The sequence below is a fragment of the Paenibacillus sp. HGH0039 genome, assembly GCF_000411255.1.
Classification (GTDB): domain Bacteria; phylum Bacillota; class Bacilli; order Paenibacillales; family NBRC-103111; genus Paenibacillus_F.
This window is the reverse complement of record NZ_KE150412.1, coordinates 1,345,513-1,368,957: the sequence shown is the minus strand read 5'-3', so window position 1 is coordinate 1,368,957 and position 23,445 is coordinate 1,345,513. Positions and strand designations below refer to the sequence as shown.

Genomic DNA, 23,445 nt, shown 5'->3' with positions numbered 1-23,445 from the left:
AGATTAGGACACTAATACCTAGGCATTATTTTCCACAATTGTTCAGCTGTGTATTACTTCGATAGAGTTATACAAATTTCCTACTTGGAAAATGCCACACCTCACATCCTGATGGAAGAAAATGAACCCGTCCTTGCGGCAGGCGCCCGGTTTCCCCTACAATAAATAATAAACGGCTAAAAGCCGTGCCGAACTGCATCAGAGGATGGACCGATAGTCAGAAGGAGAATTGCCGAATGGAATCATTGCCGTTATTACCCGAAAACATTACGCTCCTTGACCGCTCAGGGGACCTGGAGGCGGATTTGTTGTTTCCGTTTGCCCTCGAAGAGCTGCTCATCCGCAAAGTGGGAGAAGGAGCCGACCCCATCGTTCATTTGTGGAGGCACCCCCAAGGTCTGGTACTCGGTCTCCGAGACAGCCGGCTGCCTCAGGCCCCCCAAGCGGCGGTCAGAATAGGCAGGGAAGGAAGAGCGGTGATTGTGCGCAATTCCGGGGGAGCAGCCGTGCCGCTGGATCCGGGAGTAGTGAATGTAACTTTGATTACACCCAAACCTGTGGGCAAAATAGATTTTCACGATGATTTCGAAACCATGTACCGCTTTCTGGGCGGTGTCCTGGCAGACTGGAATACGGGCGTCGCCAAAGGGGAAATCGCGGGCTCCTACTGCCCCGGCGATTTCGATTTGAGCGTTGGCGGCCGCAAGTTCTGCGGTATCGCCCAGCGCAGGCAGGCACGCGCGCTGTCGGTGCAGGCTTTCGTCGTCGTGGAGGGCACCGGGGCGGAGAAAGCCGCCGTGGCGCGCTCGTTTTACGACGAGGCGGGGCAGGGCGCGGCGCCGGACAGCTACCCGGACGTGGAGCCCGGGCGCATGACGAGCCTCGCCGAGTACGCGGGCGCCGGGCTCACTTCGCCCGCGTTCTGCCGTCTGACGGGCGAATGGCTCGCTCGTCAGACGCGGGTGCGTGCAGCGGATTACCGGGAATTCGCTGCGGACGAAGACATCGCGGCGATGATGCGCACGATGCGGGAGCGCTACGGCTTCAAGGCCGCGGACTAGCGCTTCGCCGGCGCAATCCGCCCGTACACGACAAAAAACCTCCATGTCCACGTAATTTCGTGGACATGGAGGTTTTTTGTCGTTCAGACAGTTAGCAGAAAAATCTTTCCAAAATCGCGGGAAGCTCTTTCTGCCAGAAGCCCCATACGTGCTTACCCGGCTTTTCTTCATAGAAGAGCCGTGCATTTTTTTGTTCGAAGAGAGCTTTCGAGAGCCGGTTCGCCTCCACGAAGTCAAAGGTGCCGCGCTCGGTCTTAACCTCTTCCTCGTCCAAGCCGATCAGCATGTACAGCTCCAGCCAGGAAAGATCTCCCTCGGACTGCAGACGGCTGCGGGTCGGTTCCAAAAAAGCGCCGGACAGGGATATAACTCTTGCAAAGAGGTGAGGATAAGTTAGGGCAAGATGCAGAGAAACCGTGCCCCCGAGGGAATCTCCTGCCAAGACGCGATCGCTTTTGTCGGTGCGTACGGCATACTTGGACTCGACGAAGGGGAGCATCTCTTCCGCGAAGAAGCGGATGTACGCCTCGTGGTTTTCCCCATCCGGCGAATATTCCGAGGTCCGGATTTTGACGTTCACGTCGACGCCTACGATAATGGCCGGCTCCCAGCCGTGGTCGAGAATGCCTGCGGTCATGGTGGTCGCTATCCGGCCGAAGTTAAAAAATTCTTCTCCGTCCTGACAGTAAATGACCGGATACGACAGAACTTCGTTATAACCCGGAGGCAGGAAAATACGCACGGATCGTGTCGAATTGAGGTGTTTGGAGCTGATTTCCTCTTTTACAATGGTTCTTTTATAGTGTCTGGAATCGGTCATAACGGGCATCCTTTCTTTACTCCTTTAAAGGAGGTTGTATTATAATAGTGTAAAGGTTTTGTTGATCTGTATTATATATATAAAACATCTGTACTATCCCGAATCGATATACGGGCGTTATTACAGCAAGTTACCTGTTGATATTCCATACGAAACAGGTTTATAATAATTAGTATAACAGAAAGTCTTTTTCCTGGCATGAAAATCATAGATGAGGTGACAATCACATGAGCAAGCCGCAGTATGAAGTTAGTTCCGAGCAAGTACAGCCCTTGACCATTATCGGGCCGGACGGAACCGTGGTTAATGAAGAAAAATTGCCGAAACTTAGTGACGATCAATTAAAAGAACTTATGCGCCGCATGGTGTTCACCCGTGTTTGGGACGAACGCGCGATCAATCTGGGACGTCAAGGCCGCCTTGGCTTCTATGCGCCGGTTTCCGGACAAGAAGCTTCCATGATCGGCAGCGAATTCGCCCTGAACAAAGAAGACTTCATTTGCCCGGGCTACCGCGATATGCCGCAAATCGTATGGCACGGTCTGCCGATGTATCAGGCGTTCCTATACTCCCGCGGCCATCAGCACGGCGGCCAGGTACCTGCGGATGTGAACGTCCTGATGCCGCAAATCATCATCGGCGCTCAAATCCTGCACGCTACCGGTATCGGTATGGCGTTCAAGAAGAAAGGCGAGAAGCGCGTTGCCATTACGTACACCGGCGACGGCGGAAGCTCCGAGGGCGATTTCTACGAAGGTCTTAACTTCGGCGGAGCGTTCAAGCTTCCGGTTATTTACATGGTACAGAACAACGGTTACGCGATCACGACTCCGTTCTCCAAGCAGACCGGCGCTCAATCCATCGCCCACAAGGCGCTGGCAGCGGGTATCCGCGGCGTACAGGTTGACGGTATGGACGTTCTGGCCGTTTACGCGGCCGTATCTGAAGCGGCTGAAATTGCCCGCAACGGCGGAGGCCCTACGCTGATCGAATCCCTTACTTACCGTTTCAAGCCGCACTCCATGGCGGACGACACGACGAAATACCGTACGAAGGACGAAGAAGGCGAATGGGCGCCTAAAGATCCGATCGTACGCTTCCGTACTTACCTGACGCAGAAGGGCCTCTGGAGCGAGGAAGAAGAAGCGAAAGTGAAAGAGGAAGCGAAAGCGACTGTAGCGGAGCAGATCAAAAAAGCCGAGCAAACCGAGAAAATGACGGTAGGCGGCCTGATCGATTCCATGTTCGAAACGACTCCGAAGCACCTGGAAGAGCAAAAAGCGCAGTTCTCCTAAGCGAGACCGCAGACGCAACCAGCAGACGGTCAGCGGCCTCTTTGGACGGCCGCCAGCCCTTTTTATACTAAATATTCCGGTCTAAGGCCGTGTTCTCTGATAGAAGAACGATATGGGAGGCAGTAGATGTCATGGCACAAATGACGATGATTCAGGCGATTCAAGACGCTATGCGCGTAGAGCTTGCAAGAGATAAGAACGTTGTGTTGTTCGGTGAAGACGTAGGCCATGTGGGCGGCGTGTTCCGTGCAACGGAAGGACTCCAGAAAGAATTCGGCGAGGATCGGGTATTCGATACTCCGCTGGCCGAATCCGCTATCGGCGGTCTGGCGGTAGGTATGGCGACTCAAGGCTTCCGTCCGATCGCTGAAATCCAGTTCGTGGGCTTCATTTATGAAGCGCTGGACCAAATGGCTGTACAGGCAGCCCGTATGCGCTACCGTTCCGGCGGCAGCTACCAGGCTCCGATCGTATTCCGTACGCCTTTCGGCGGCGGCGTTAAGGCAGCCGAGCTTCACACGGACTCCCTGGAAGGTTTGATGATCCAGACACCGGGTATTAAAGTAGTAATTCCTTCTAACCCGTACGATGCGAAAGGTCTTATGATCGCGGCGATCCGCGACAACGATCCGGTATTCTTCATGGAACACCTGAACTTGTACCGTTCGTTCCGCCAGGAAGTTCCGGAAGGCGAGTACACGGTAGAGCTGGGCAAAGCGAACGTCGTTCGCGAAGGTTCCGACGCTACGATCATCACTTACGGCGCCATGGTTCACACTTCCCTGAAAGCTGCGGAAGAGATCGAGAAAACCCGCGGCGTGAAAGTGGAAGTCATCGACGTCCGTACGCTGATGCCTTTGGACATCGACACAATTGTCGAATCCATCAAGAAAACGAACCGTGCCATTGTGGTGCAGGAAGCACAGAAAACGTCGGGTGCTGCTGCTGAAATTATCGCACAAATCAACGAAAAGGCTATTCTGCATCTGGAAGCGCCGGTTCTCCGCGTTGCCGCTCCGGATACGGTTTATCCGTTTGCCCAAATTGAAGATCAGTGGCTTCCGACACCTGCCCGCATTATCGACGGGCTGAACCAAGTGCTGGATTTCTAATCCTGCCTGCGGCTCCACGATTTTACTACTCAATATAGGAGGTTGTTCTTCTTGGCACGTTTTGAATATAAGTTCCCGGAACTTGGCGAAGGCATTCACGAAGGCGAGATTGTCAAAGTCAATGTTAAAGCGGGCGACAAGGTTGATGACGATACGATTCTGATGGAAGTTCAGAACGACAAAGCGGTCGTGGAAGTTCCTTGCCCGGTTAACGGCCAGATTCAGGAAGTGCTGATCAAGGAAGGCCAGGTTTGCCACGTCGGCGAAGTGGTCATGATCATCGACGCGGAAGGCGAGATTCCGGAATCGGAAACCTCCGCTGCGGCTCCTTCACCGGAAGCGGCTGCACCGGCTCCTTCCAACGCGCCTTCGACTGAGCTTCCTAAGAAGGAAGACCAAGGCGCTCCGACAGCTCCGGCTCCGGAAGAAACGAAGAAATCCGAAGGCGGCAAGCCGTCGGCTGCCCCTAAAGACATTCTGGCCACTCCTAGCGTCCGCAAATTTGCGCGCGAGAAGGGCATCAACATCGCGGAAGTTTCCGGCACAGGCAAGAACGGCCGCATTACCCGCGAAGACATCGAAGGCTTCGTTTCCGGCGGCGGCGCATCCGCGGCACAGGCCGATCAGCCTGCTCAGGAGAAAGCGGCTCCTTCCAAAGCGGCCTCCGCACCTGCGGTACAAGGCGAGCTGGAAGAAGAGCGCATTCCGTTCAAAGGCATCCGTAAAGTGATCGCCAATGCCATGGTTAAATCCAAGCATACGGCTCCTCACGTGACGCTGATGGACGAAGTCGACGTAACACAGCTCGTAGCGCTCCGTACCAAAGCGAAGCCGCTTGCCGAGAAGAAAGGCGTTAAGCTTACTTACCTGCCGTTCATCGTTAAAGCGCTCGTAGCGGCCTGCCGCCAGTTCCCGGTCATGAACGCCATGATCGACGAAGAGAAGCAGGAAATCGTGTACAAGAAATACTATAACGTAGGTATCGCAACGGATACGGACAACGGTCTTCTTGTACCTGTCATTCACCATGCGGACCGTCAAAATGTCTGGATGATTGCGGATTCCATCCGTGATCTGGCCACACGCGGCCGCGACGGCAAACTGACTCCGCACGAAATGAAAGGCAGCACGATTACGATCACCAACATCGGTTCCGCCGGCGGCATGTTCTTCACTCCGGTCATCAACTATCCGGAAGTCGCCATTCTCGGCACCGGCCGTATTTCCGAGAAGCCTGTCGTGAAGAACGGTGAAATCGTCATTGCACCGGTAATGGCTCTGTCTCTCAGCTTCGACCACCGTCTTGTTGACGGCGCAACAGCTCAAAATTTCATGAACTATATCAAGCAGCTGCTTAACGATCCCGAGCTGCTCGTGATGGAGGTATAAAGCGATGGTAGTAGGAGATGCTTCTTTAGATATTGACGTTCTGGTAATTGGTGCGGGTCCCGGCGGCTATGTGGCTGCCATCCGCGCTGCACAGCTTGGCAAAAGCGTTCTGATCGTGGATAAATCCGAGTGGGGCGGCGTCTGCCTGAACCGCGGCTGTATCCCTTCCAAGGCTCTTATTTCCGCGGCGCACCAGTACGAAGCGGCCCAGCATTCCGAAGTGATGGGAGTAAGCGTGGAGAACGTTAAGCTGGATTACGCGAAAACCCAAGAGTGGAAAGCTTCCGTTGTGAAAAAGCTGACCAGCGGCGTTGCCGGTCTGCTCAAAGGCAACAAAGTGCAAATGTTCCAGGGCGAAGTCATGTTCATCAACGAAAACGAAGCACGTGTTTTCAATGAGCAGGAAGCTCCGCGTTACCGTTTCAAGCATTGCATCATCGCGACGGGTTCCCGTCCGATCGAGTTGAAGCCGTTCCCGTTCGGCGGACGTATTCTTTCCTCGACCGAAGCTCTGGAACTGAAAGAAATTCCGAAAAGCATGGTTGTGATCGGCGGCGGATACATCGGTATCGAGCTGGGTCAAACCTTCGCGAAATTCGGAACGAAAGTAACGGTACTTGAAGGTTCCGATACGGTTCTTCCGGGCTTCGAGAAAGAAATGACCCGCCTGGTTGCCAAAAACCTGAGCAAGCTGAACGTGGAAGTGTTCACGGAAGCTCTTGCTCAAAGCTCCGAGCAAACCGAGAACGACGTAACGGTAACGTTCACGGTCAAAGGCGAAGAGAAAAAAGTAACGGCTGACTACGTGCTCGTAACTGTCGGACGTCGTCCGAACACGGACGGCGAGCTTGGCCTCGACCTGATCAACGTGAAATTGACCGACCGCGGTCTGATTGAAGTTGACGAGCAGGGCCGCACGAGCATTCCGCACATCTTCGCTATCGGCGATATCGTTCCAGGCCTGGCTCTGGCGCACAAAGCTTCTTACGAAGGTAAAGTGGCGGCGGAAGCTATTGCCGGACAGCCTAGCGTTGTCGATTACAAGGCCATCCCGGCCGTTGTATTCTCCGATCCGGAAATCGCTTCGGTAGGCCTTAACGAAACCGAAGCCACAGAGAAAGGCATGAACGTTTCCGTAGGCAAGTTCCCTTATGCCGCTAACGGCCGTGCTCTTTCCCTGAACGCCACCGAAGGCTTCGTTAAAATCGTAGCGAACAAAGATACCGGTCTTGTTGTCGGTTCCCAAATCGTAGGACCTGAAGCATCGAACCTGATTGCCGAAATCGGTCTGGCGATCGAAATGGGAGCTACGCTCGAAGATATCGCGCTCACGATCCATGCTCACCCGACGCTTGGTGAGATCGTAGCTGAAGCCGCCGAAGGCGCGCTTGGCCACCCGATCCATATGTTGGGCAAATAATTTCCAATATTTCTTCTTAAAATAGACACAATTAGACATGCGCCGGAGATAATTCTCTGACGCATGTCTTTTTTTACAGGAATTTGAACTAGGTCCGCAGTATTAAATAAGGTAAAAATAATAGGTACACTGGCTTATAAAGTCGAGTCAAACCTCTATGGAGGTGCCTCTACATCGTAAAGGAACTAATCGTCAATTTTGCTCTCCTGCTTGCTTTTCTGTTTGCCGTTAGTCAGCTCTACAAAGATGAACGGTTGGATTTCACGAAGCCATGGACACGGATAAAGACCGGTCTGGCGACCGGCGCATTCGGAATCGTTTTAATGTATTTCAGCATTCCGATCGCCCCCCAGACCATCGTTGATTTCCGCGGATACGCCGTCTTGCTGGCCGTGCATTTCGGAGGCATTTATTCCGGCTTTATTGCCGCCGTTCTCATTGCCGCGGCGCGCATCGCCTTGTTCGGGGGCCCCAACTTGTCTGCCTTCATTGGCGCGGCGAATGTACTTTTTATCGCTCTTGCCGGAGGCCTTGTATTAAGAAGTGCGGACAAGCGGTACTGGTCGCGCTGGGCGAAAATGATGGCGGTCCTCCTGGTCACGACGGGAGCCTCTATTTTTTCCGCCATAGGCACGACGAGCCTGCCTATTATGCCGGTTATTCTCGGCACACTGGCGGTAGGCGGATTTTTTATCGGATACATGGTCGATTATATCGTAAGAGCCCACCAGCTTTTTCTGCTGATGAAAGAAGCGTCGCATGTCGATTTTTTGACGGGCCTGAACAATCACCGCACCTTTGACAGGCTCTTTAACGAGCTCGTTCAAGCGGCGGATCGTAAACAGGAGGAACTGTCCCTGCTGACGCTGGATATCGATTATTTTAAAAAAATCAACGATACGTACGGCCACCCTGCAGGGGATGCGGTTCTCCAGCAGATCGGGGTGCTGCTGAGAGATTCATCCCGCAGGATGGATGAAGTGTGCCGGACCGGCGGCGAAGAATTTGCGGTCCTGCTCCCGGATTGCAGGCGCGAAGAAGCTTTGCACTATGCGGAGCAGATCCGCTCCAGAGTGGAGCGCCATTCCTTCCTACTCGGAGACGGGAAGGCAATCCGCCTGACGATCTCGATCGGGGCGGCTACTTTTCCGCAGGTTTCACCCGATCTTCTGATCGAGGAAGCGGATAAAGCGCTGTACCGCGCGAAGCACAACGGGCGCAATCAGGTTTGCTGAGCGCAGCCGGAGGCGGTTCCGTATCCGGTGGAGAGCATCCATAGGCTCCGCTATTTCTTCGAGGGCAGCGGGAAGGGTTTTGAACGGTGAGGAGCAATCCGGAGCCCGGCATCGGCCTGCCTGTGGATGACTAACGATTTCCCGGGTCATCCCGAATCGCAGGTTATGCGGCTAAGGCAGCGTGCGTCACGCTGAAGCAAGCATACAAAAAGAGCACAGCCTCAAGGGGCTGTGCTCTTTTTACCGGAACGGCAGGTTCATCTTGTTATGCTGTCCGCTTCTATCTTGCTTTTAACTTATTTAACCGTCTGATTGTACTTGCCGATCTTTTCCGTAATCGACTTGGCGGCTTCATCAAGAGCGGCCTGAGGCGTTTTCTTGCCGTTCAGGGCTTCCTCAATGGCACCCTCGACGATTTGTCTCGCTTCAGGGAATACGCCCATTACAGCGCCCCCAGTGGCCGTATTGGCCTTGCTTCCGTGCAGTTGGTCGATTGCCGTTTTAAACTGCGGGTATTTAACGAGGTTATCTTTAACGATTTGCTCGTCATAGGCTTTTTTCGTGATCGGGAAGTAGCCTGTATTCACATGCCAGTAAGCCTGGGATTGAGGGGAGGTCAGGAATTTGATGAACTCCCAAGCTCCTTTCTGTTCGGCTTCCGATTTGTTGTTCGTAATATAAAGGCTGGCGCCGCCTACGACAACTCCGCCTTCTGCGGCGTCCGCCGGTTTCGGCAGGGGAGCCGTGCCTACCTGGAACTTGCCCTCCGCCGTGGAGACGATTCCTTTCAGGGAGGCGGTGGAATCGAGCATCATGGCGATTTGGCCCGCCGCGAAAGCTTTTTTGGTGTCGTCGGTTTTACGTCCGAGGTTAAGCGCGGTTTTGTTGTCGACCATTGCTTTCCACCACGTTAAGGCTTTGAGGCCCGCTTCTTTATTTACATAGGATTCCGTCGCGGGAGACGTGCGTCCGTTGCCGTTGTTGACATATTCAGCTCCCTGTTTGGCGAAAAACTGCTCCATAAACCAGCCGTAAATGGCGAACGACGCACCGGCTTTACCGTCCTTGGAAAGAGCCTGGGCCGCTTTGGTGATTTCATCGAACGTAACGGGAGGTTTTTCCGGATCGAGACCGGCGGCTTTGAACATGTCTTTGTTATAGTAAAGGATCGGGTTAGACGTATTGAAAGGCATGGAATTCAGCTTGCCGCCGATGGTGTAGTACTGGGTAATGTTTTCTTCCAGCTGGGAGAGATCGTATTTATCGGCATCGATGAACTTTTGTACGGGCGTAATGGCTTTCGAGTCGATCATATAACGGCTGCCGATTTCATAGACCTGAATCAGCGACGGCCCGCTTTTGGAATCCATGGACGCTTTCATTTTGTTCAGGCTCTCGTCGTAAGTTCCCTGGAAAATGCCTTCTACTTGAACATTTTTCTGGGAAGCGTTAAAGTCGGAGATCAGCTTGTCCGTCACTTTCCCGAGCTCGCCGCTCATGGAATGCCAGAAGGTGATTTTTACCGGTGAGGCCGCGTTTTCTTTTGCGGAAGTAGACCCCGTTGTTTCTTTGTTGGAAGATTGCGTGGTGTCATTTGCGCCGCCGCAAGCCTGCATGAGCAGAGCGGAAGCCAGAAGCATAGCCATTACGGAAGTGCGGCGGGACGGTTTGTACGAAAACATGTGGAATGTCTCTCCTTTTTATCAAGCAAAATGGTGGATAAACGGTCAGCCTTTGACGGCCCCTACCGTGAGGCCGCGGACGAGCTGCTTAAGCCCGAGCACGAGCAGAAGCAGAGAAGGAAGAAGAACGAGCGCGACTCCGGCGAGCACCAGGTTCCAGGACGTAAACTCTTCGAACTGGAGCATGGAGATGCCGATTTGCACGGTGCGTTTCGCGGGATCGTTCGTGACGAGCAGCGGCCAGAGATAGCTGTTCCAGGCGCTGAGAAAGCTGTAGACGCCGAGTGTCGCAAGACCGGGCTTTGACAGCGGGAACGCGATGGAGAAAAAACAGCGGATATGCCCGCAGCCGTCGATCTTGGCGGCTTCGAACAGCTCGCCCGGCAGCTGCATGAAAAACTGGCGCAGCATAAACGTTCCGAACCCCGTCGCAAGGAAAGGGACGACAAGCGCCGCGTAAGTATCGGTCCATCCCCAGCTGCGGATCGTCAGGTAATTGGGAATCATCGTCACTTCCCAAGGGATCATCATGGTGCTCAGAAACAGCAGGAACACGAACTTTTTGCCCGGAAAACGGACGAAAGCGAACGCGTATGCCGCGAGGCTTGCCGTAAACAGCTGCCCCGCCATAATAAGCAGGGAGACAGTAAAACTGTTGGTCAGAAAAGCCCCGATCGGCACAAGCTCCATCACCTTCTTCAGATTGCCCAGGTACAGGCTTTCGGGAAGCAGGGGCGGCGGAAATTGGCCGGCTTCTCCGGCTGTCATAAACGTGGACGCATACGTAAAGAACAGCGGATAGAGAACGAGTGCGGCAGCCGCGGTCAGAACTACGTAGATGGCGGTTTTTTGTAAGGGCCGGATCATGAGTAGTGCACTTTCCTTTCCAGAACGCCGAACTGCACGAAGGTGAAGAACAGGACGATCACGAATAAAAGGATGGCCTGCGCGCTGCCGGAGCCGAAGCGGAAGTTGACAAACGCTTCCTGGTAAAGGGAATAGACCATGACATTGGTCGTATCCATGGGACCGCCTTTGGTCAGAATCTGGATTTGGCCAAAAGACTGAAAGGCCCCGATTAGGGAAACCACACCGACAAAGAACAAGGTGGGGGAGACGAGCGGGAGCACGATTCTAAAGAAAGTCCGCATCGGACCCGCGCCGTCGATTTTGGCGCTGTCGTACATATCCTCCGGTACGCTCTGCAGCCCGCTGAGCAGGACGATATAGGCGAAGCCGAGATTCATCCATACGGTCATCAGAGAGACTGAGACAAGCGCCCAGCTCGGGTCGGAAAGCCAGGCGATCGGCGCCTGGCCGAGCAGGCCGAGCCAGTAGTTGAGCATCCCGGCCGTCGGATGGAAGAGCAGGGCCCAGATCACGGAAGCGGTGCCGACCGATAGGGCCATCGGCAGGGAAAAAATGAACTGGTAGACTCTCTTGCCCTTCAGCCCCCTGTGTGTCAGCGCGGCAAGGAGCAGAGCCGCAGCGATCGTCGTCGGGATCGTCAGGAGAGCGAACTGGGCCGTAACGCCCAGACTATGATAAAATTTCTCCGAGGTAAGCAGTTCCCGGTAGTTCTCGAAGCCGACATATTCGGCGATTTTCCCCCGGAGATTCGTACTGTGTACGCTTAAATACAAGGACTGGAAGAACGGATAAAACAAAAAAATCCCGAACCCTGCCAGTGACGGCAGCAGGAACAAATAGCCGATCCCCGCTTCTCGGACGCGGTTCCACCAGGAGGCGGTCCGGATGCCCCGAGCGGTTCCGACCCGGATTGGCAATGATTCATCGACGGTATTCATCGATTCTTGATCCCCCTCTCTTTCAGAGTTAAGTGTACGTACGGACTATTTTGCTCAGATCAATTGGGCTTGAAGGTTTTGTAAAACTAACGGGGGGAAGCGCTAACCGTGTCGAATCAAGGGGCAGTATAAGGAGGAAGCAGGGGAGAATACCGAGAGTTTAAGTTGGATTACTTCCTAATAAAATGTAAAATGAACCCTTAATTTCTATAAATAGGATTAAGGACTAAGGGCCCACTATTTTCCCCCTCTAGTGAGAGGATTTTATCCCTGTATTGTTGAAATGAGGACCTGCCGTAAGAAGGGCAACGTCCCTATAATCAAACTTGTAAGACACAAATTCAAACGTTTTGGGGAGGTCTACAAATGAAAAAGAAACTGGCGACAATCATGGCCGTAGCCGTGGGACTGACAACCGTTCTTTCCGCTTGTGGCAAAGATGGCGGAAGTACTGGAGCGACAACAACTCCGAACGGAAGCGCTGCGCCGAAAGAATTTACCGTTTCTTTCCGTCATACGCAAATCAAAGACACAGCCAAGAAAAGAAAGGCTATGTTCGAGGATGCTCTTAAAGAAGTTGAAGCTAACGTTCCCGGCCTGAAATTCGAATCCGAAGGCGTGGACGAAGTTGTTAACCGCGATACAAAGCTGAAAGCCGAAATGGCCGCCGGTAACCCTCCAAAAATTTTCGAACTTTTCGGTGGTACCGATACAAAGAACTATGCGAAAACAAACAACCTGCTTGACCTGACGCCGATCCTTGACGAGCTTGGCCTGAAAGACAAATTCGTTGATCTTTCCGAGTTCACGGTTGACGGCAAAGTTTACGGTCTTCCGATCGCCGGTTACCTGGAAGGCATGTTCTACAACAAGAAAATTTTCAAAGACAACGGCGTAGAAGTTCCGAAAACTTACGAAGAGTTCCTGAAAGCTTGCGAAACGTTCAAAGCCAAAGGCATCACTCCGATGGCGCTTGGCGGCAACGAAGCTTGGGTACTGAACATGCTTCCTAACACCCTGTACGTACGCGTAGGCGGCCAATCAGTCGTTGACGGCCTCCAATCCGGCCAAAGCAAATGGACGGACGAAGCTTACGTCAAAGGTCACACCATGTTTAAAGACCTGATCGACAAAGGCTACTTCAACAAAGATGCTCTTGCACTGAAATATGCCCAAACGCAAGACCGTTTCGCTAACGGCGAAACCGCTATGATCTTCGACGGAGGCTGGGCGAACCAGAAGTACTCCAACCCGGATCAATCCAAAATGGCTGCTGACCTCGGTTTCTTCAACTTCCCGACTGTAGAAGGCGGCAAAGGTAACGATCTGATCAACGGTTCGTACTCCAACGGCTTCGGTTTCTCCGCTAAGCTGAACGAAAACGAGAAAAAAGTGGTAAAAGAATTCATCAAAGTCTTCTTCACCGAAAAATATCAACTTCGTCAGCTGAAAGAAGAAGGATTCTTCCCGTCCATGAAGCTTAGCTCCACTGGCGACAAGCCGATCATTGCCGAAATGCTGAAAGCTTCCGAAGGCAAGAAAACATTCCCGGCTTTCGACTCCCTGATTCAGCCTAAAGTGAAGCTTGATCTTGAATCCGGAATCCAAGCTTTCGTTGGCGGCAAAAAATCCGTTCAGGACCTGCTGGCTGATATTCAAAAATCCCAAGAAACAGAAAACAAAAAGACTGCAAAGTAAGATTAGTAACGTAATCTAAAATAAGCAGATAAAAAAATAACGGGTATCACATCACGTGGTACCCGTTCTTATTCGCATAGTGTGAAGGATGGAGGCTGCTATGAACAAGGTTTATCGAAATCCTCTAGCATACCTGGTGTTCATTATTCCAACCCTGTTTTTCTACTTGACATTTTATATGTTCCCGCTTCTTACAACATTCAGATACGGGTTTACTAGCTGGGATGGTCTGACTGCACCTGTTTTTAACGGATTGGATAATTTTAAAGAAGCTTTTAACGATGAGTATTTCTGGATCTCGGTCAAAAATAACCTTTACTTTATTTTGTTTTCCGTCTTTATTCAAGTTCCGGTTATCGTCATTTTTTCGGTATTAATCTCGGAAGTCAGAAAATTACGCGGCTTTTATAAAACGACCGTTTTCTTGCCGAGTATTTTGTCGACTGCCGTCGTAGGGGTACTTTGGACTGTTGTCGTATTTGACCCGACAGTAGGTTTGCTGAACAAGCTGCTTGAGTCGATCGGGTTGGATAAATTGATCCATCTGTGGCTGGCTGACGAAAGCACAGCTATGCTTTCCATTCTTCTGACGAATGCCTGGCAGTGGACCGGATTTTATATCGTTCTCGTCCTGGCTGCAATCTTCGGAATTTCCAAAGAAGTCTACGAGGCTGCCGAAATCGATGGAGCCACCGGGTTTCAGCGAGCGCTTCTCATTACGGTTCCTTTGATCCGTCCGATCCTCGCGGTTATCGTCCTGCTGTCTATCACGGGCGCGATGAAAGCGATGGATATCGTCATGGTTATGACCAAAGGCGGACCGTACGGAAGCACGGAAGTTATGGCCTCTTACATGTATAAAGTGGGTATGACGACAGGAAATTACGGTTACGCGAATACAATTGCGATCCTGATCTTCGTCTTCACCTTGATTATTACGCTGTTCAGCAACCTGCTTACAAAAAAATTAGAGGATGTGGAGAACTGATATGTCCAAATTGAAAAATGGATTTCTCCATGCCTTTCTTTTACTATACGTTTTTGTAACCTTGTATCCTTTGTTCTGGGGTTTTCAAAACTCGTTCAAAAGGCATGTTGATATCGTCGCGAATCCATTCGCTTTAATTAAAAACTTTACGCTGGATAACTATGTGAACGCATGGACCAGCGCCAACATCGGCCGGTATTTCGTCAACAGCTTGTATATTTCCGTTCTGGCCAGTGTCGTGACGATTGTGCTCGCAAGTATGACGGCTTACGCGCTGACGCGGATGTATTTCCCGAAAATGAATAAATTCGTTACCGGGGTATTTCTTCTGGCCATCATGATACCGGCGGGTTCCCTGCTTATCCCGCTGTACCGTTTCATTTTGAACGTTACTAACGTCCTGCATATTCCGCTGTACGATACACACCTTGCTTTGATCCTGCCTTATATCGCATTCGGTCTGTCTCTCTCTATTATTATTATCATGGCTTTCATCAAATCTCTTCCGAGGGAGCTTGAAGAAGCCGGAGTTATGGACGGACTTACGATTTACGGTTTGTTCTGGAAAATCGTGCTGCCGCTCATGACGCCTGCCATCGTGACCGTGTTTATCATCAACTTCCTCGGTCACTGGAACGAGTACGTTCTCGCCAACGTGATGCTGTCCAAAGAGGCGCTGAGAACGCTGCCTGTAGCGATGGCGGCGATGAACAACGGAATGGCGATGAACTATGGGGCTCTCCTGGCGGCGACTATGTTTAGCATCGTGCCGGTCGTCGTGATCTATGCTATACTACAAGAAAAGATTATCGAAGGCTTGGCTGCCGGAAGCGTCAAGGGTTAAGTTGAAAGGACATGGGAGTAATGATGAATTTACGAAAAAAAGTATTTCTGGCTTTCATGGGATTCATCATTATTCCCTTATTATCTATTTCAATTTTCACTTATATGATCTTTCAGGACATTACCCAAGAGAAATACATGGAGCAATCCGAGCTGACCATTAAGTCAATCGGCCGTAACATTGCAAGCCTTTTTAAGGAAGCCAACTATTATTCGGATTATTGGATGCTGGGAGACAATCTGCAGACGCAGCTCGTTGAATTGAACGAGAACCCGCCGTCCGACGAACAACTGAATAATGTAACGAATAGCTTAAGAAAAATATTTCTTACCTATGAGCCGCTTGGGACTTTTTCCGTATATAATTTATATGGAGAAAACTACTCAAGCGGTGTTATTCCATTTACGCCGATTCCTTTTAAAACGTTAAAAGATCATCCGATTTATGAAGAAGTCAAGAATTTGAACGGATTTCCCCGCTGGATCGGGCCTTATGAAAATCCGGAATTGACCGGAGACAACAATTTGTTCAGCCAGGTCCGCACAGTCAATTATTATGAAACTCCGGGTTCCGGTAGAATTGGAACTATGTTTCTTCAATTTGACTTTAAAGAAATGGATAAAATTTTCAACTTTTATAATCAAAAGAACAGCCACTTTCTGTTAGTAAACCAGCAAGGGGTTATTTTGTACGACAACCGTAAGCTTACAAATGGCTCCAATTTAAATAAATTTTTATCTCAAAAAGTGGATTTGACGGAGACTTACGCCACTTCCAGAGTCAAATTTGACGGTATAGAGAGTCTCGTGACGGTATATGATATAGGGCTGGAAAAATACGGAACCCCCAAGTGGGCGCTCGTATCTGTCACCCCGTGGGATTATATCTCCGGCGAAATGTCCATTATTCTGAAATGGGTCGGAACGATCATGTTCCTGTTCCTCATATCCGCCCTTCTTTTCAACCTGCTGTTTGTCAACCGGTATATCCGGGCCATTATCCGGATCGTCAGCTCCATGAAACAAGTGGAACGGGGAGATCTGGACGTGCGGGTCAAAGTACAGGGGAATGATGAAATGACCGTTCTCTCGAGAGGCTTCAACAGTCTCGTGTCCCGTATCCATGACCTTGTGGAAGAGGTCAAGCAGGAGCAGGAACATAAGAACAAAGCGGAGCTTTCCCTGCTGCAGGCGCAGATCAAGCCTCACTTCCTGTTTAATACGTTGGAGTCGATTAATGCGCTGGCCGTACAAAATCAAGGTAAAAAAGTGAGCCAGCTCGTTTACAGGCTGGGGACGATATTAAGGATTTCGTTCCATCATAAAGAAGAAATCGCCCTCGGCCTGGAAATCGACTATTTGAAAAATTACATGGAAATTCAGAAATACCGTTTTGAAGAGCTTTTCGATTTTGAGATTCACCTGCCCCGAGAGCTGGAAAATCACTCCATTCTTAAGCTGACGCTGCAGCCGCTTGTTGAAAACAGTATTCAGCACGGATTCGAAGGGATTACGTACCAGGGGATTATTACCATTCGTGTTGAAGACGGCGGGGATCACATTATTTTGTGGGTTGAAGATAATGGCATCGGCATCCCCGAGGACGTTCTTGTCAGGTTCCAATACCGGAAAAAGAATCCTAGACTCGATACGAATGAGCCAAGGGTAGGATTAGGTGTACTTAATGTAGCCGACCGTCTGCGGATTCATTACGGAAATGGCTACGGGCTCTATATTTGCAGCGAGCCGAACAAAGGTACACGAATCAAATGTATAATTCCCAAAACGACAGCAAGGTGATGATGATGAACTTAAAAGCTTTATTGGTGGATGATGAGATCAATATTTTGCGCAATCTGCAAACCGTCATACCGTGGGAGAAGCACGATATTGAAGTCGTTGCGCTCGCATCGAACGGAGTCAAGGCCTTGGAGATGGTCCAGGAGCACCAGCCGGACCTTATCCTTAGCGATATTCGTATGCCTTTGATGGACGGAATCGCGCTGCTGGAGCAGGTTAACAAGCTGGAAAGGGATATCCAGGTTATTCTGCTGACGGGGTTTCAGGAATTTGAATATGCGCGGTCGGCGTTAAAATACGGGGCCAAGGATTATATTCTTAAGCCGATCAACTACGAAGAGCTGGAAGCGGTCGTGGAGCGGGTCGCTTTTGATATCCGGGAGAAGCGCAAGGCGGAGATGGATGAGCAGAAAAGATGGAGTCGGGTCAGGCACTTGGCGTATGAGAAGTTTTTATTCGATATTCTGCTTGATTATACGAACGTGACGACCCGGCATTTTTTCGAGGATGAAAACAGTCTGGAAGAGACGGAGTTTACCCTTCTACTCATCGACCTGGACAATTATTCGCAGCTTTCCCGTTCTTGGAACGAGAAAGAGCGCAAGCTCAAAAATTTCGCTGTCCGCAATGTGCTGCAGGACGCGCTGGAGCCGTATGAGCTTTTGTATTCGGTTCTGCAGACCCGGGAAGGGGAATGGTGCGTGCTTATCCGTCATCAGAGGGAAACGCCATTCGATCTGCAGACGGTGAGAGGGTGGAGCGATGCCCTTCAACTGGCGGTGAAGCAGCACGTTAAACTGACGGTCAGCCTGGGCATTTATCCCGAGCACATGTCCGTTCTCCAGCTTGCAGACGCTTACAAAAAGCTTCAGCGCGCGCTTCAGCTATCTCCAAACGTCGAACAGATTCTACTCTTGGAAGAAGTGAATCCCGGCCGGAACGAATGGAACAACTCCATGTGGGAGCTGGTCGAAGAAATCGTATCCAGCTTGAAGCGGCGGGATAAAGCGCAAATGGAGCAAACCTTCGAAAAGCTCAATCAAAGCCTGCGGGTTATTTCCGAGCATTCCTATGTGCGTGTGGAGCAGATTCTGCACTTTCTGGTCCTCCACCTCATCCGGGAAATGCGGGAAATCAACATCATGTCCGATGAGGAAGAACGGGGCCTCTGGTCCAATCTGGAGCGCAGTGTCGGAGTCAAGGATCTGCTTGCGACGATCCATCAGCTTATTCAAGACTGCATGAATGCGGGGATGAACCGTAAGCCGAGCGAGCTGCTGATGGTCAACGCCAAAGAATACATTGCCAAGAACTTGTCCAACGATTTCGGCGTAGAGGAAATTGCCGATCATCTCGGGATCAGCTGCAGCTACTTCAGTCTGCTGTTTAAACAGCACTTCGGGGAAACCTTCCTGGAGAATTTGACCCGTCAGCGGATCGAACTGGCCAAGTCTCTTCTTCGCATGAGCGACAAGAGCATTACCCAGATCGGCAAGCAGGTGGGCTATGCGGAACGCCGGTATTTTACCCGGGTGTTCTATAAGTTTACCGGCATGACGCCTTCCGAATACCGCGAACAAATTACGAACGCATAAATTACCGATAGGGGATGAAAAGTATGAAACAACGGTCAGAAATGAGCCTCCGGCAAAAAATCGGACAAATGATGATGTGCGGTTTTTCCACATCGAATGAGTTCGACTCGGCGATGAAGCCCAACAAGAAAATTATCGACTTGATTCAGAAGCACGAAATCGGCGGCGTTATCTTGTTCCGCCGCAATTTGGACAATCCGAAGCAGGTGAGCGAGCTCAATCACGAGCTGCAAGTGCTGGCTAAGGACTCGGCGGGAGGACCCCTTCTGATCAGCATCGACCAGGAAGGTGGCATGGTTGCCCGTATCCACGAGGGCATCGCCTGTATGCCGGGCAGCATGGCAATCGGGGCGACAAGAGACGCCCAGGCGGCTTATGAAACAGCGCGGATCAGCGGGGTGGAACTGCGCGCGATGGGCATCAATCTAAACTTCGCGCCTTGCCTCGACATCAACAACAATCCGATGAATCCGGTGATCGGTGTCCGTTCTTTCGGCGAAACCGCGGAAATCGTCGGCGAGATGGGAGCTGCGGCTGTGAAGGGTTACCAGGCGGCGGGTGTGGCACCGACGATCAAGCATTTCCCGGGGCACGGGGACACACACTCGGACTCCCATCATGCTCTGCCCATGATTCCCCACGACCTGGAGCGCCTGCGGGAGCTGGAGTTCGCTCCGTTCGTGAAGGCGATTCAGGAGGGAGCCGACGTACTGATGTCGGCGCACGTTATTTTTCCGGCGCTGGAGCCCGATGGCCTGCCTTCGACTTTGTCCAAGCGGGTACTGACCGATTTGCTGCGCGGTGAGCTTGGTTACGAAGGCGTCATTGTGACCGACTGCCTGGAGATGAAAGCGATCGCAGACCATTACGGGACGGCTGAAGGAGCGGTCATGGCGGTTGAAGCCGGCACCGATTTGCTGCTGGTCAGCCATACTTACGATACCCAGGTTCAAACCATTGAACGTCTGGTGGAAGCGGTGGAATCCGGCCGTATCAGCGAAGAACGGATCAACGAGTCGGTGGACCGTATTCTCGCTTTAAAAGCCGGTCTGAATATTACGGTGGGCGCTGCGGCCGGCGATATTTCCGCAGTGGGGTCCCCTGAGCATATCGAGCTTGTGCGTGAAACCTACAAGAAGAGTGTGACGCTTGTTAAGGACGAGGATCAGCTTCCGCTTGTGAAAGACAAAAGAACGTTTGTCATCTGGACGGAAGTCCGGGAATGGACGCAAATCGACGAAGTGGTGGAGCAGAAGGAAACACTCGGAGCTTTCCTGGCGGAAACCGTTCATGAGGTAACGGAAGAAAGAATCCACACGAATCCTTCCGAAGAAGAAGTGGAGCGTGTACTGAAGGCAAGTCAAGGCTATGACCAGGTTATCGTGGTCACGTATAATGCAAGTTTTTCGCCCAATCAGGTTCGCATCGTAAAAGAACTGGCGGCCAGAGACAGCAAGCTCGTCGTGGTGGCCGGACGCAATCCGTTTGACTTTAAAGAGTTTCCGGAAGTGAAAACTTTCCTGGCGAGCTACGAAAACCGTCCTCATGCCATGAACGCGGTTGCCGGGGTATTAACCGGCCAGTTCCCGGCGAGCGGCAAGCTGCCCGTTACTGTGACGCCTGAATACTCGTACGGCTGGTCTGCCTCTCCTCGGAGCTAACCGCCGAATAACCGAAAAGCCCTGTAAGTTAACTTCCGTTAGCTTGCGGGGCTTTTTTTGGGCTGTACGTTTCTGGTGTATTTTTTTTCGAATCTGTACTTGTAAAACGGCAATTTTCTTTCGTTCCGCAGCCGCTCCATGAACGTATAGAATGTGAATCTTAGCGCATATAGTGGTAATGGTCTTCGCATAAGCCGAAGACCCGGCGCTCGTCATTTTCGTTACTAAGGGGGAGAGGTATGGGATCGAACAGGTTGGCCGGCATACGCAAATTTATCACCAATGAAAAAGAAAGGACGTTATCGAATATCCGGAATGGAACAATAGGTAAAGAACAGGCAACCGGAAGCCTCAATACCTTGTATCAGTTGGCTGCAGATATTCACGATATTCACTATATGAAGGACATAAGCAGTACGATTGCGCTGCTGCGTTCCGCTTCCGACAATTGGCAGAGACAGGGAGCCTTAATCAGTCAAACGATAGATTCTGCGGTGTATCGGCCCGGTATAAAATAAACGGGGCCGGCAAGCCGCCGATTAATATAAATTGCGGCGTCTAATCTCGGAGGCAAGTTGTTGAAGAAATTCGGCACCCAACTTCATTTGTAGGGCTTGTACGAAACAATCAAGCAGCTGATAATCACTAAGCAGCTCTACAGCTGATTTTTTTAACATGACATTCATCCTTTATGAATAAAATGGTAAACGTGGGTACAATCTTATAATAAAAGATTCAAATCGTTTCGTCAGCGCAAATTGATTACGCAATTGCGCGTTTATCATTACACTTTCATGCACATTATTCTTCCAAAAAACAATAAAAATGACCTGTTCCTTTCCATCTGATAGAGGCTTTCGTCCTACTGTTAAAAGAAGGGAGGTCCCGAAACAGGGTAGAAGGTCCGAGATTTCAGTAAAAAAGCAAGTGAAATCGGCTTTTCCGCAGGCTCCGGCTCCTTTCGCAAGGAGCCTTTTTTACGTGCGGCCGGAATTGTTCCGAAGACACGATTGTCCAAATCATGTATAATTTGCTCGAAAGATTTCTATTTTTTAGCAAGTTCAGGAGGATGAAGAATGACGTTTTTCCAACGGATGCTGGCCAGTATCGGTTTTGGCGCCGCTCAAGTGGATACACGCCTCAGCAAGAATGCCTATTACCCGGGTGAAGAGGTCGAAGGTGTCGTTCATATCCGCGGGGGCCAAGTCGAACAACGTATCGAGGAGATTTATATTTCGCTGGTCACCGAATACAAACGCGAAGTCAATAACAGTCATGTGAAGGAGACGAGAGAAATTGCCAAATACCTCGTTTCGGACCCGTTCACGCTCGGACCGAACGAAGAGATGGAAGTGCCGTTCCGGTTCAGGCTGGCCGAACATACACCGCTTACGCTGGGGCATACTCCGGTCTGGTTCTCAACCGAGCTCGATATTGCCAGCGCAATCGACCCGAGCGATTCCGACCGGATTGAAGTCATTCCCTCCCCGGAGATGCAGGTCGTGTTCGACGCCGCGGACCAGCTCGGCTTCCGGCTCCGGGAGGCGGAGGTGAAGCAGTCGCCGAGGTTCGGCGGACGGATCGGCTTGCTGCAGGAATTCGAATTCGTTCCGGCCGGCCGTTTTCGCAGCGAGCTGGATGAGCTGGAAATCAGCTTTCTGCCGGCGACGGAAGGTCTGGAGCTGCTGCTGCAGATCGACCGCAAGGCCAGAGGCTTAGCCGGCTTTATCGCGGAGGCTGCGGACGCGGATGAAACGCTCCTCCGGCTCCGCATTCATCCGGCAGATCTCGGCAGAGGTCCTTCCTACATGGCCGGTGTACTGGCCGAATTGATTCAAGATCATCTGTAAAATCAACCTTTTACGAAAGATGGGGACACTATGCCTGCCGGAAGCAAAGCGAAGACGACGCTTTTTCTGAGCCTTATTTTCCCGGTGTATGCCGGAGTCGGCCTGTGGGCCGCGGATTTGCTGACAGGCACCCGGGCAACATCGCCGGAAGGGAGTCTGCTCGGGAGCTTTTTCCTTCTGCTCGGAATTTTCATGGCGTTTCCGTTTTATTTTGTTTCGTTCTTTCCGCTCGGCAAATTGCTCGGGTGTCTGCATTCCACACAGCCGGTCAAAGCGCTGGCATATGCGGTTGCGGGAGGGCTGGGCGGCTATTGGCTTTTGTCCAATCTATACGGAGGTCTCCTGGAAGAACAGCAAGGCATGGGGCCGGCAGCCGGAGTTCTTGTTTTTGCCGCGCTCGGTCTCTTGCTCGCTTGGACGGAAACTTATCTGGAACAGAAATTCGGAGCTGCTTAAGGAGAAACAGCCAAAAAGGAAGACAGCGAAGGATAAGAGAATCAGGACTGCCGCGTGTCCGGCGCAGCGGTCTTTTTTGTTGGCTGGAAAGGGCTGGGCCCGTTTGATTTTAGAAGGTCGGAGTGATATGATCGTTACAAACTTTTAAGCCTAAGATTCGGGGAAGGGGTTATCGGGTTATGAAAGCTTTGATCGTCATTGACTATACGTACGATTTTGTCGAAGGCAAGCTTCGGGTAGGGGATCCCGCGATTGCCATAGAGGAGAGAATTACGGCGCTCACGGAGGAATTTCTGGAAGAGGGCGGCTTTGTCGTCATGGCCGTGGATTTCCATCGTTTGAACGAGCCTTTTCATCCGGAAACGAAGCTGTTTCCGCCTCACAATATTGAGGGCACGAGCGGACGCGAGCTGTACGGCCGTTTAAATACCCTTTACCGGGAAAAGGAAGGCCAGATCTTGTGGCTGGATAAAACGCGGTACAGCGCGTTCTGCGGTACGGATCTGGAGCTGCAGCTGCGAGCGCGCGGGATTCAGGAAGTTCATCTGGCCGGCGTCTGCACGGATATTTGCGTCCTGCATACGGCCGTGGATGCGTATAACAAGGCTTTCGAGCTGATCGTCCACGAGGATGCCGTGGCCAGTTTTAACCCGGACGGGCACACGTTTGCCCTAAACCATTTCCGTACTTCGCTGGGCGCTCAAGTCGTGAGAGGCAGCGAACCGGTCTAAC

At 51.5% G+C, this 23,445-nt stretch carries 21 protein-coding genes; 16 read left to right on the top strand and 5 right to left on the bottom strand.

What is annotated here, in order from left to right; all coding sequences use genetic code 11:
* Positions 1–236: 236 nt before the first annotated feature.
* Entirely contained in the window at positions 237–1,061 is an 825-nt protein-coding gene (locus HMPREF1207_RS05925) for a lipoate--protein ligase family protein (protein WP_009676591.1), read from the top strand.
* Between the two features lie 91 nt (positions 1,062–1,152).
* Here the strand turns inward: HMPREF1207_RS05925 and HMPREF1207_RS05920 are convergent, their stop codons facing one another.
* Positions 1,153–1,881 (bottom strand): alpha/beta hydrolase, encoded by a 729-nt coding sequence (locus tag HMPREF1207_RS05920; protein WP_036739828.1) that lies wholly within the window; start codon positions 1,879–1,881, stop codon positions 1,153–1,155.
* Between the two features lie 227 nt (positions 1,882–2,108).
* On the opposite strand from HMPREF1207_RS05920, the gene pdhA reads away from it, so the two are divergent.
* From pdhA to HMPREF1207_RS05895, 5 genes are all read left to right on the top strand, one after another.
* Positions 2,109–3,176, top strand: a complete 1,068-nt coding sequence (pdhA, locus tag HMPREF1207_RS05915; RefSeq protein WP_009673331.1) for a pyruvate dehydrogenase (acetyl-transferring) E1 component subunit alpha — start codon at positions 2,109–2,111, stop codon at positions 3,174–3,176.
* A gap of 131 nt (positions 3,177–3,307) precedes the next feature.
* On the top strand, positions 3,308–4,288 hold the full coding sequence (locus tag HMPREF1207_RS05910) for an alpha-ketoacid dehydrogenase subunit beta (protein WP_009673352.1): 981 nt from the start codon (positions 3,308–3,310) through the stop codon (positions 4,286–4,288).
* Between the two features lie 51 nt (positions 4,289–4,339).
* Entirely contained in the window at positions 4,340–5,677 is a 1,338-nt protein-coding gene (locus tag HMPREF1207_RS05905; protein WP_009673302.1) for a dihydrolipoamide acetyltransferase family protein, read from the top strand.
* A 4-nt stretch (positions 5,678–5,681) separates the two neighbouring features.
* On the top strand, positions 5,682–7,097 hold the full coding sequence (gene lpdA / locus HMPREF1207_RS05900; protein ID WP_009673310.1) for a dihydrolipoyl dehydrogenase: 1,416 nt from the start codon (positions 5,682–5,684) through the stop codon (positions 7,095–7,097).
* A 323-nt stretch (positions 7,098–7,420) separates the two neighbouring features.
* Entirely contained in the window at positions 7,421–8,332 is a 912-nt protein-coding gene (locus HMPREF1207_RS05895; protein WP_016423504.1) for a diguanylate cyclase, read from the top strand.
* A 296-nt stretch (positions 8,333–8,628) separates the two neighbouring features.
* Here the strand turns inward: HMPREF1207_RS05895 and HMPREF1207_RS05890 are convergent, their stop codons facing one another.
* Genes HMPREF1207_RS05890 through HMPREF1207_RS05880 form a run of 3 tightly spaced genes read right to left on the bottom strand, consistent with a single transcriptional unit; the run spans position 8,629 to position 11,822 of the window.
* Positions 8,629–10,014, bottom strand: coding sequence for an ABC transporter substrate-binding protein (locus HMPREF1207_RS05890; RefSeq protein WP_009673335.1), 1,386 nt, complete (start codon positions 10,012–10,014; stop codon positions 8,629–8,631).
* A gap of 45 nt (positions 10,015–10,059) precedes the next feature.
* A complete protein-coding gene (locus HMPREF1207_RS05885; protein ID WP_009673345.1) occupies positions 10,060–10,881 on the bottom strand; it encodes a carbohydrate ABC transporter permease in 822 nt (273 codons plus the stop codon).
* A complete protein-coding gene (locus HMPREF1207_RS05880; RefSeq protein WP_009673295.1) occupies positions 10,878–11,822 on the bottom strand; it encodes a carbohydrate ABC transporter permease in 945 nt (314 codons plus the stop codon). The genes HMPREF1207_RS05885 and HMPREF1207_RS05880 overlap by 4 nt, the downstream gene beginning before the upstream one ends.
* 366 nt (positions 11,823–12,188) lie before the next feature.
* On the opposite strand from HMPREF1207_RS05880, the gene HMPREF1207_RS05875 reads away from it, so the two are divergent.
* The 7 genes from HMPREF1207_RS05875 (at position 12,189) to HMPREF1207_RS05845 (ending at position 20,925) form a co-directional block, all read left to right on the top strand.
* On the top strand, positions 12,189–13,520 hold the full coding sequence (locus tag HMPREF1207_RS05875; RefSeq protein ID WP_009673299.1) for an ABC transporter substrate-binding protein: 1,332 nt from the start codon (positions 12,189–12,191) through the stop codon (positions 13,518–13,520).
* A gap of 100 nt (positions 13,521–13,620) precedes the next feature.
* Positions 13,621–14,508: a carbohydrate ABC transporter permease gene (locus HMPREF1207_RS05870; RefSeq protein ID WP_016423503.1), complete on the top strand. Its 888-nt coding sequence runs from the start codon at positions 13,621–13,623 to the stop codon at positions 14,506–14,508.
* Position 14,509: 1 nt separating this feature from the next.
* Positions 14,510–15,352: a carbohydrate ABC transporter permease gene (locus tag HMPREF1207_RS05865; protein WP_009673303.1), complete on the top strand. Its 843-nt coding sequence runs from the start codon at positions 14,510–14,512 to the stop codon at positions 15,350–15,352.
* A gap of 20 nt (positions 15,353–15,372) precedes the next feature.
* On the top strand, positions 15,373–17,151 hold the full coding sequence (locus HMPREF1207_RS05860) for a cache domain-containing sensor histidine kinase (RefSeq protein WP_231392016.1): 1,779 nt from the start codon (positions 15,373–15,375) through the stop codon (positions 17,149–17,151).
* Positions 17,121–18,746 (top strand): response regulator, encoded by a 1,626-nt coding sequence (locus tag HMPREF1207_RS05855; protein WP_016423502.1) that lies wholly within the window; start codon positions 17,121–17,123, stop codon positions 18,744–18,746. The genes HMPREF1207_RS05860 and HMPREF1207_RS05855 overlap by 31 nt, the downstream gene beginning before the upstream one ends.
* A gap of 23 nt (positions 18,747–18,769) precedes the next feature.
* Positions 18,770–20,407, top strand: a complete 1,638-nt coding sequence (gene nagZ / locus HMPREF1207_RS05850) for a beta-N-acetylhexosaminidase (RefSeq protein ID WP_009673353.1) — start codon at positions 18,770–18,772, stop codon at positions 20,405–20,407.
* 239 nt (positions 20,408–20,646) lie between these two features.
* Positions 20,647–20,925 carry a hypothetical protein gene (locus tag HMPREF1207_RS05845; protein WP_009673313.1) on the top strand — a complete coding sequence of 93 codons (279 nt, stop codon included), beginning with the start codon at positions 20,647–20,649 and terminating at the stop codon, positions 20,923–20,925.
* Positions 20,926–20,946: 21 nt separating this feature from the next.
* Here HMPREF1207_RS05845 and sda read toward each other — a convergent pair whose 3' ends face one another.
* Positions 20,947–21,084, bottom strand: coding sequence for a sporulation histidine kinase inhibitor Sda (gene sda / locus HMPREF1207_RS30715; RefSeq protein ID WP_009673311.1), 138 nt, complete (start codon positions 21,082–21,084; stop codon positions 20,947–20,949).
* Positions 21,085–21,483: 399 nt separating this feature from the next.
* Here sda and HMPREF1207_RS05840 point away from each other — a divergent pair, with 399 nt between their 5' ends.
* From HMPREF1207_RS05840 to HMPREF1207_RS05830, 3 genes are all read left to right on the top strand, one after another.
* Entirely contained in the window at positions 21,484–22,257 is a 774-nt protein-coding gene (locus HMPREF1207_RS05840) for a sporulation protein (protein ID WP_009673307.1), read from the top strand.
* A 30-nt stretch (positions 22,258–22,287) separates the two neighbouring features.
* Entirely contained in the window at positions 22,288–22,713 is a 426-nt protein-coding gene (locus HMPREF1207_RS05835; protein ID WP_009673325.1) for a hypothetical protein, read from the top strand.
* A gap of 179 nt (positions 22,714–22,892) precedes the next feature.
* Positions 22,893–23,444, top strand: coding sequence for a cysteine hydrolase family protein (locus HMPREF1207_RS05830; RefSeq protein ID WP_009673294.1), 552 nt, complete (start codon positions 22,893–22,895; stop codon positions 23,442–23,444).
* Position 23,445 lies beyond the last annotated feature (1 nt).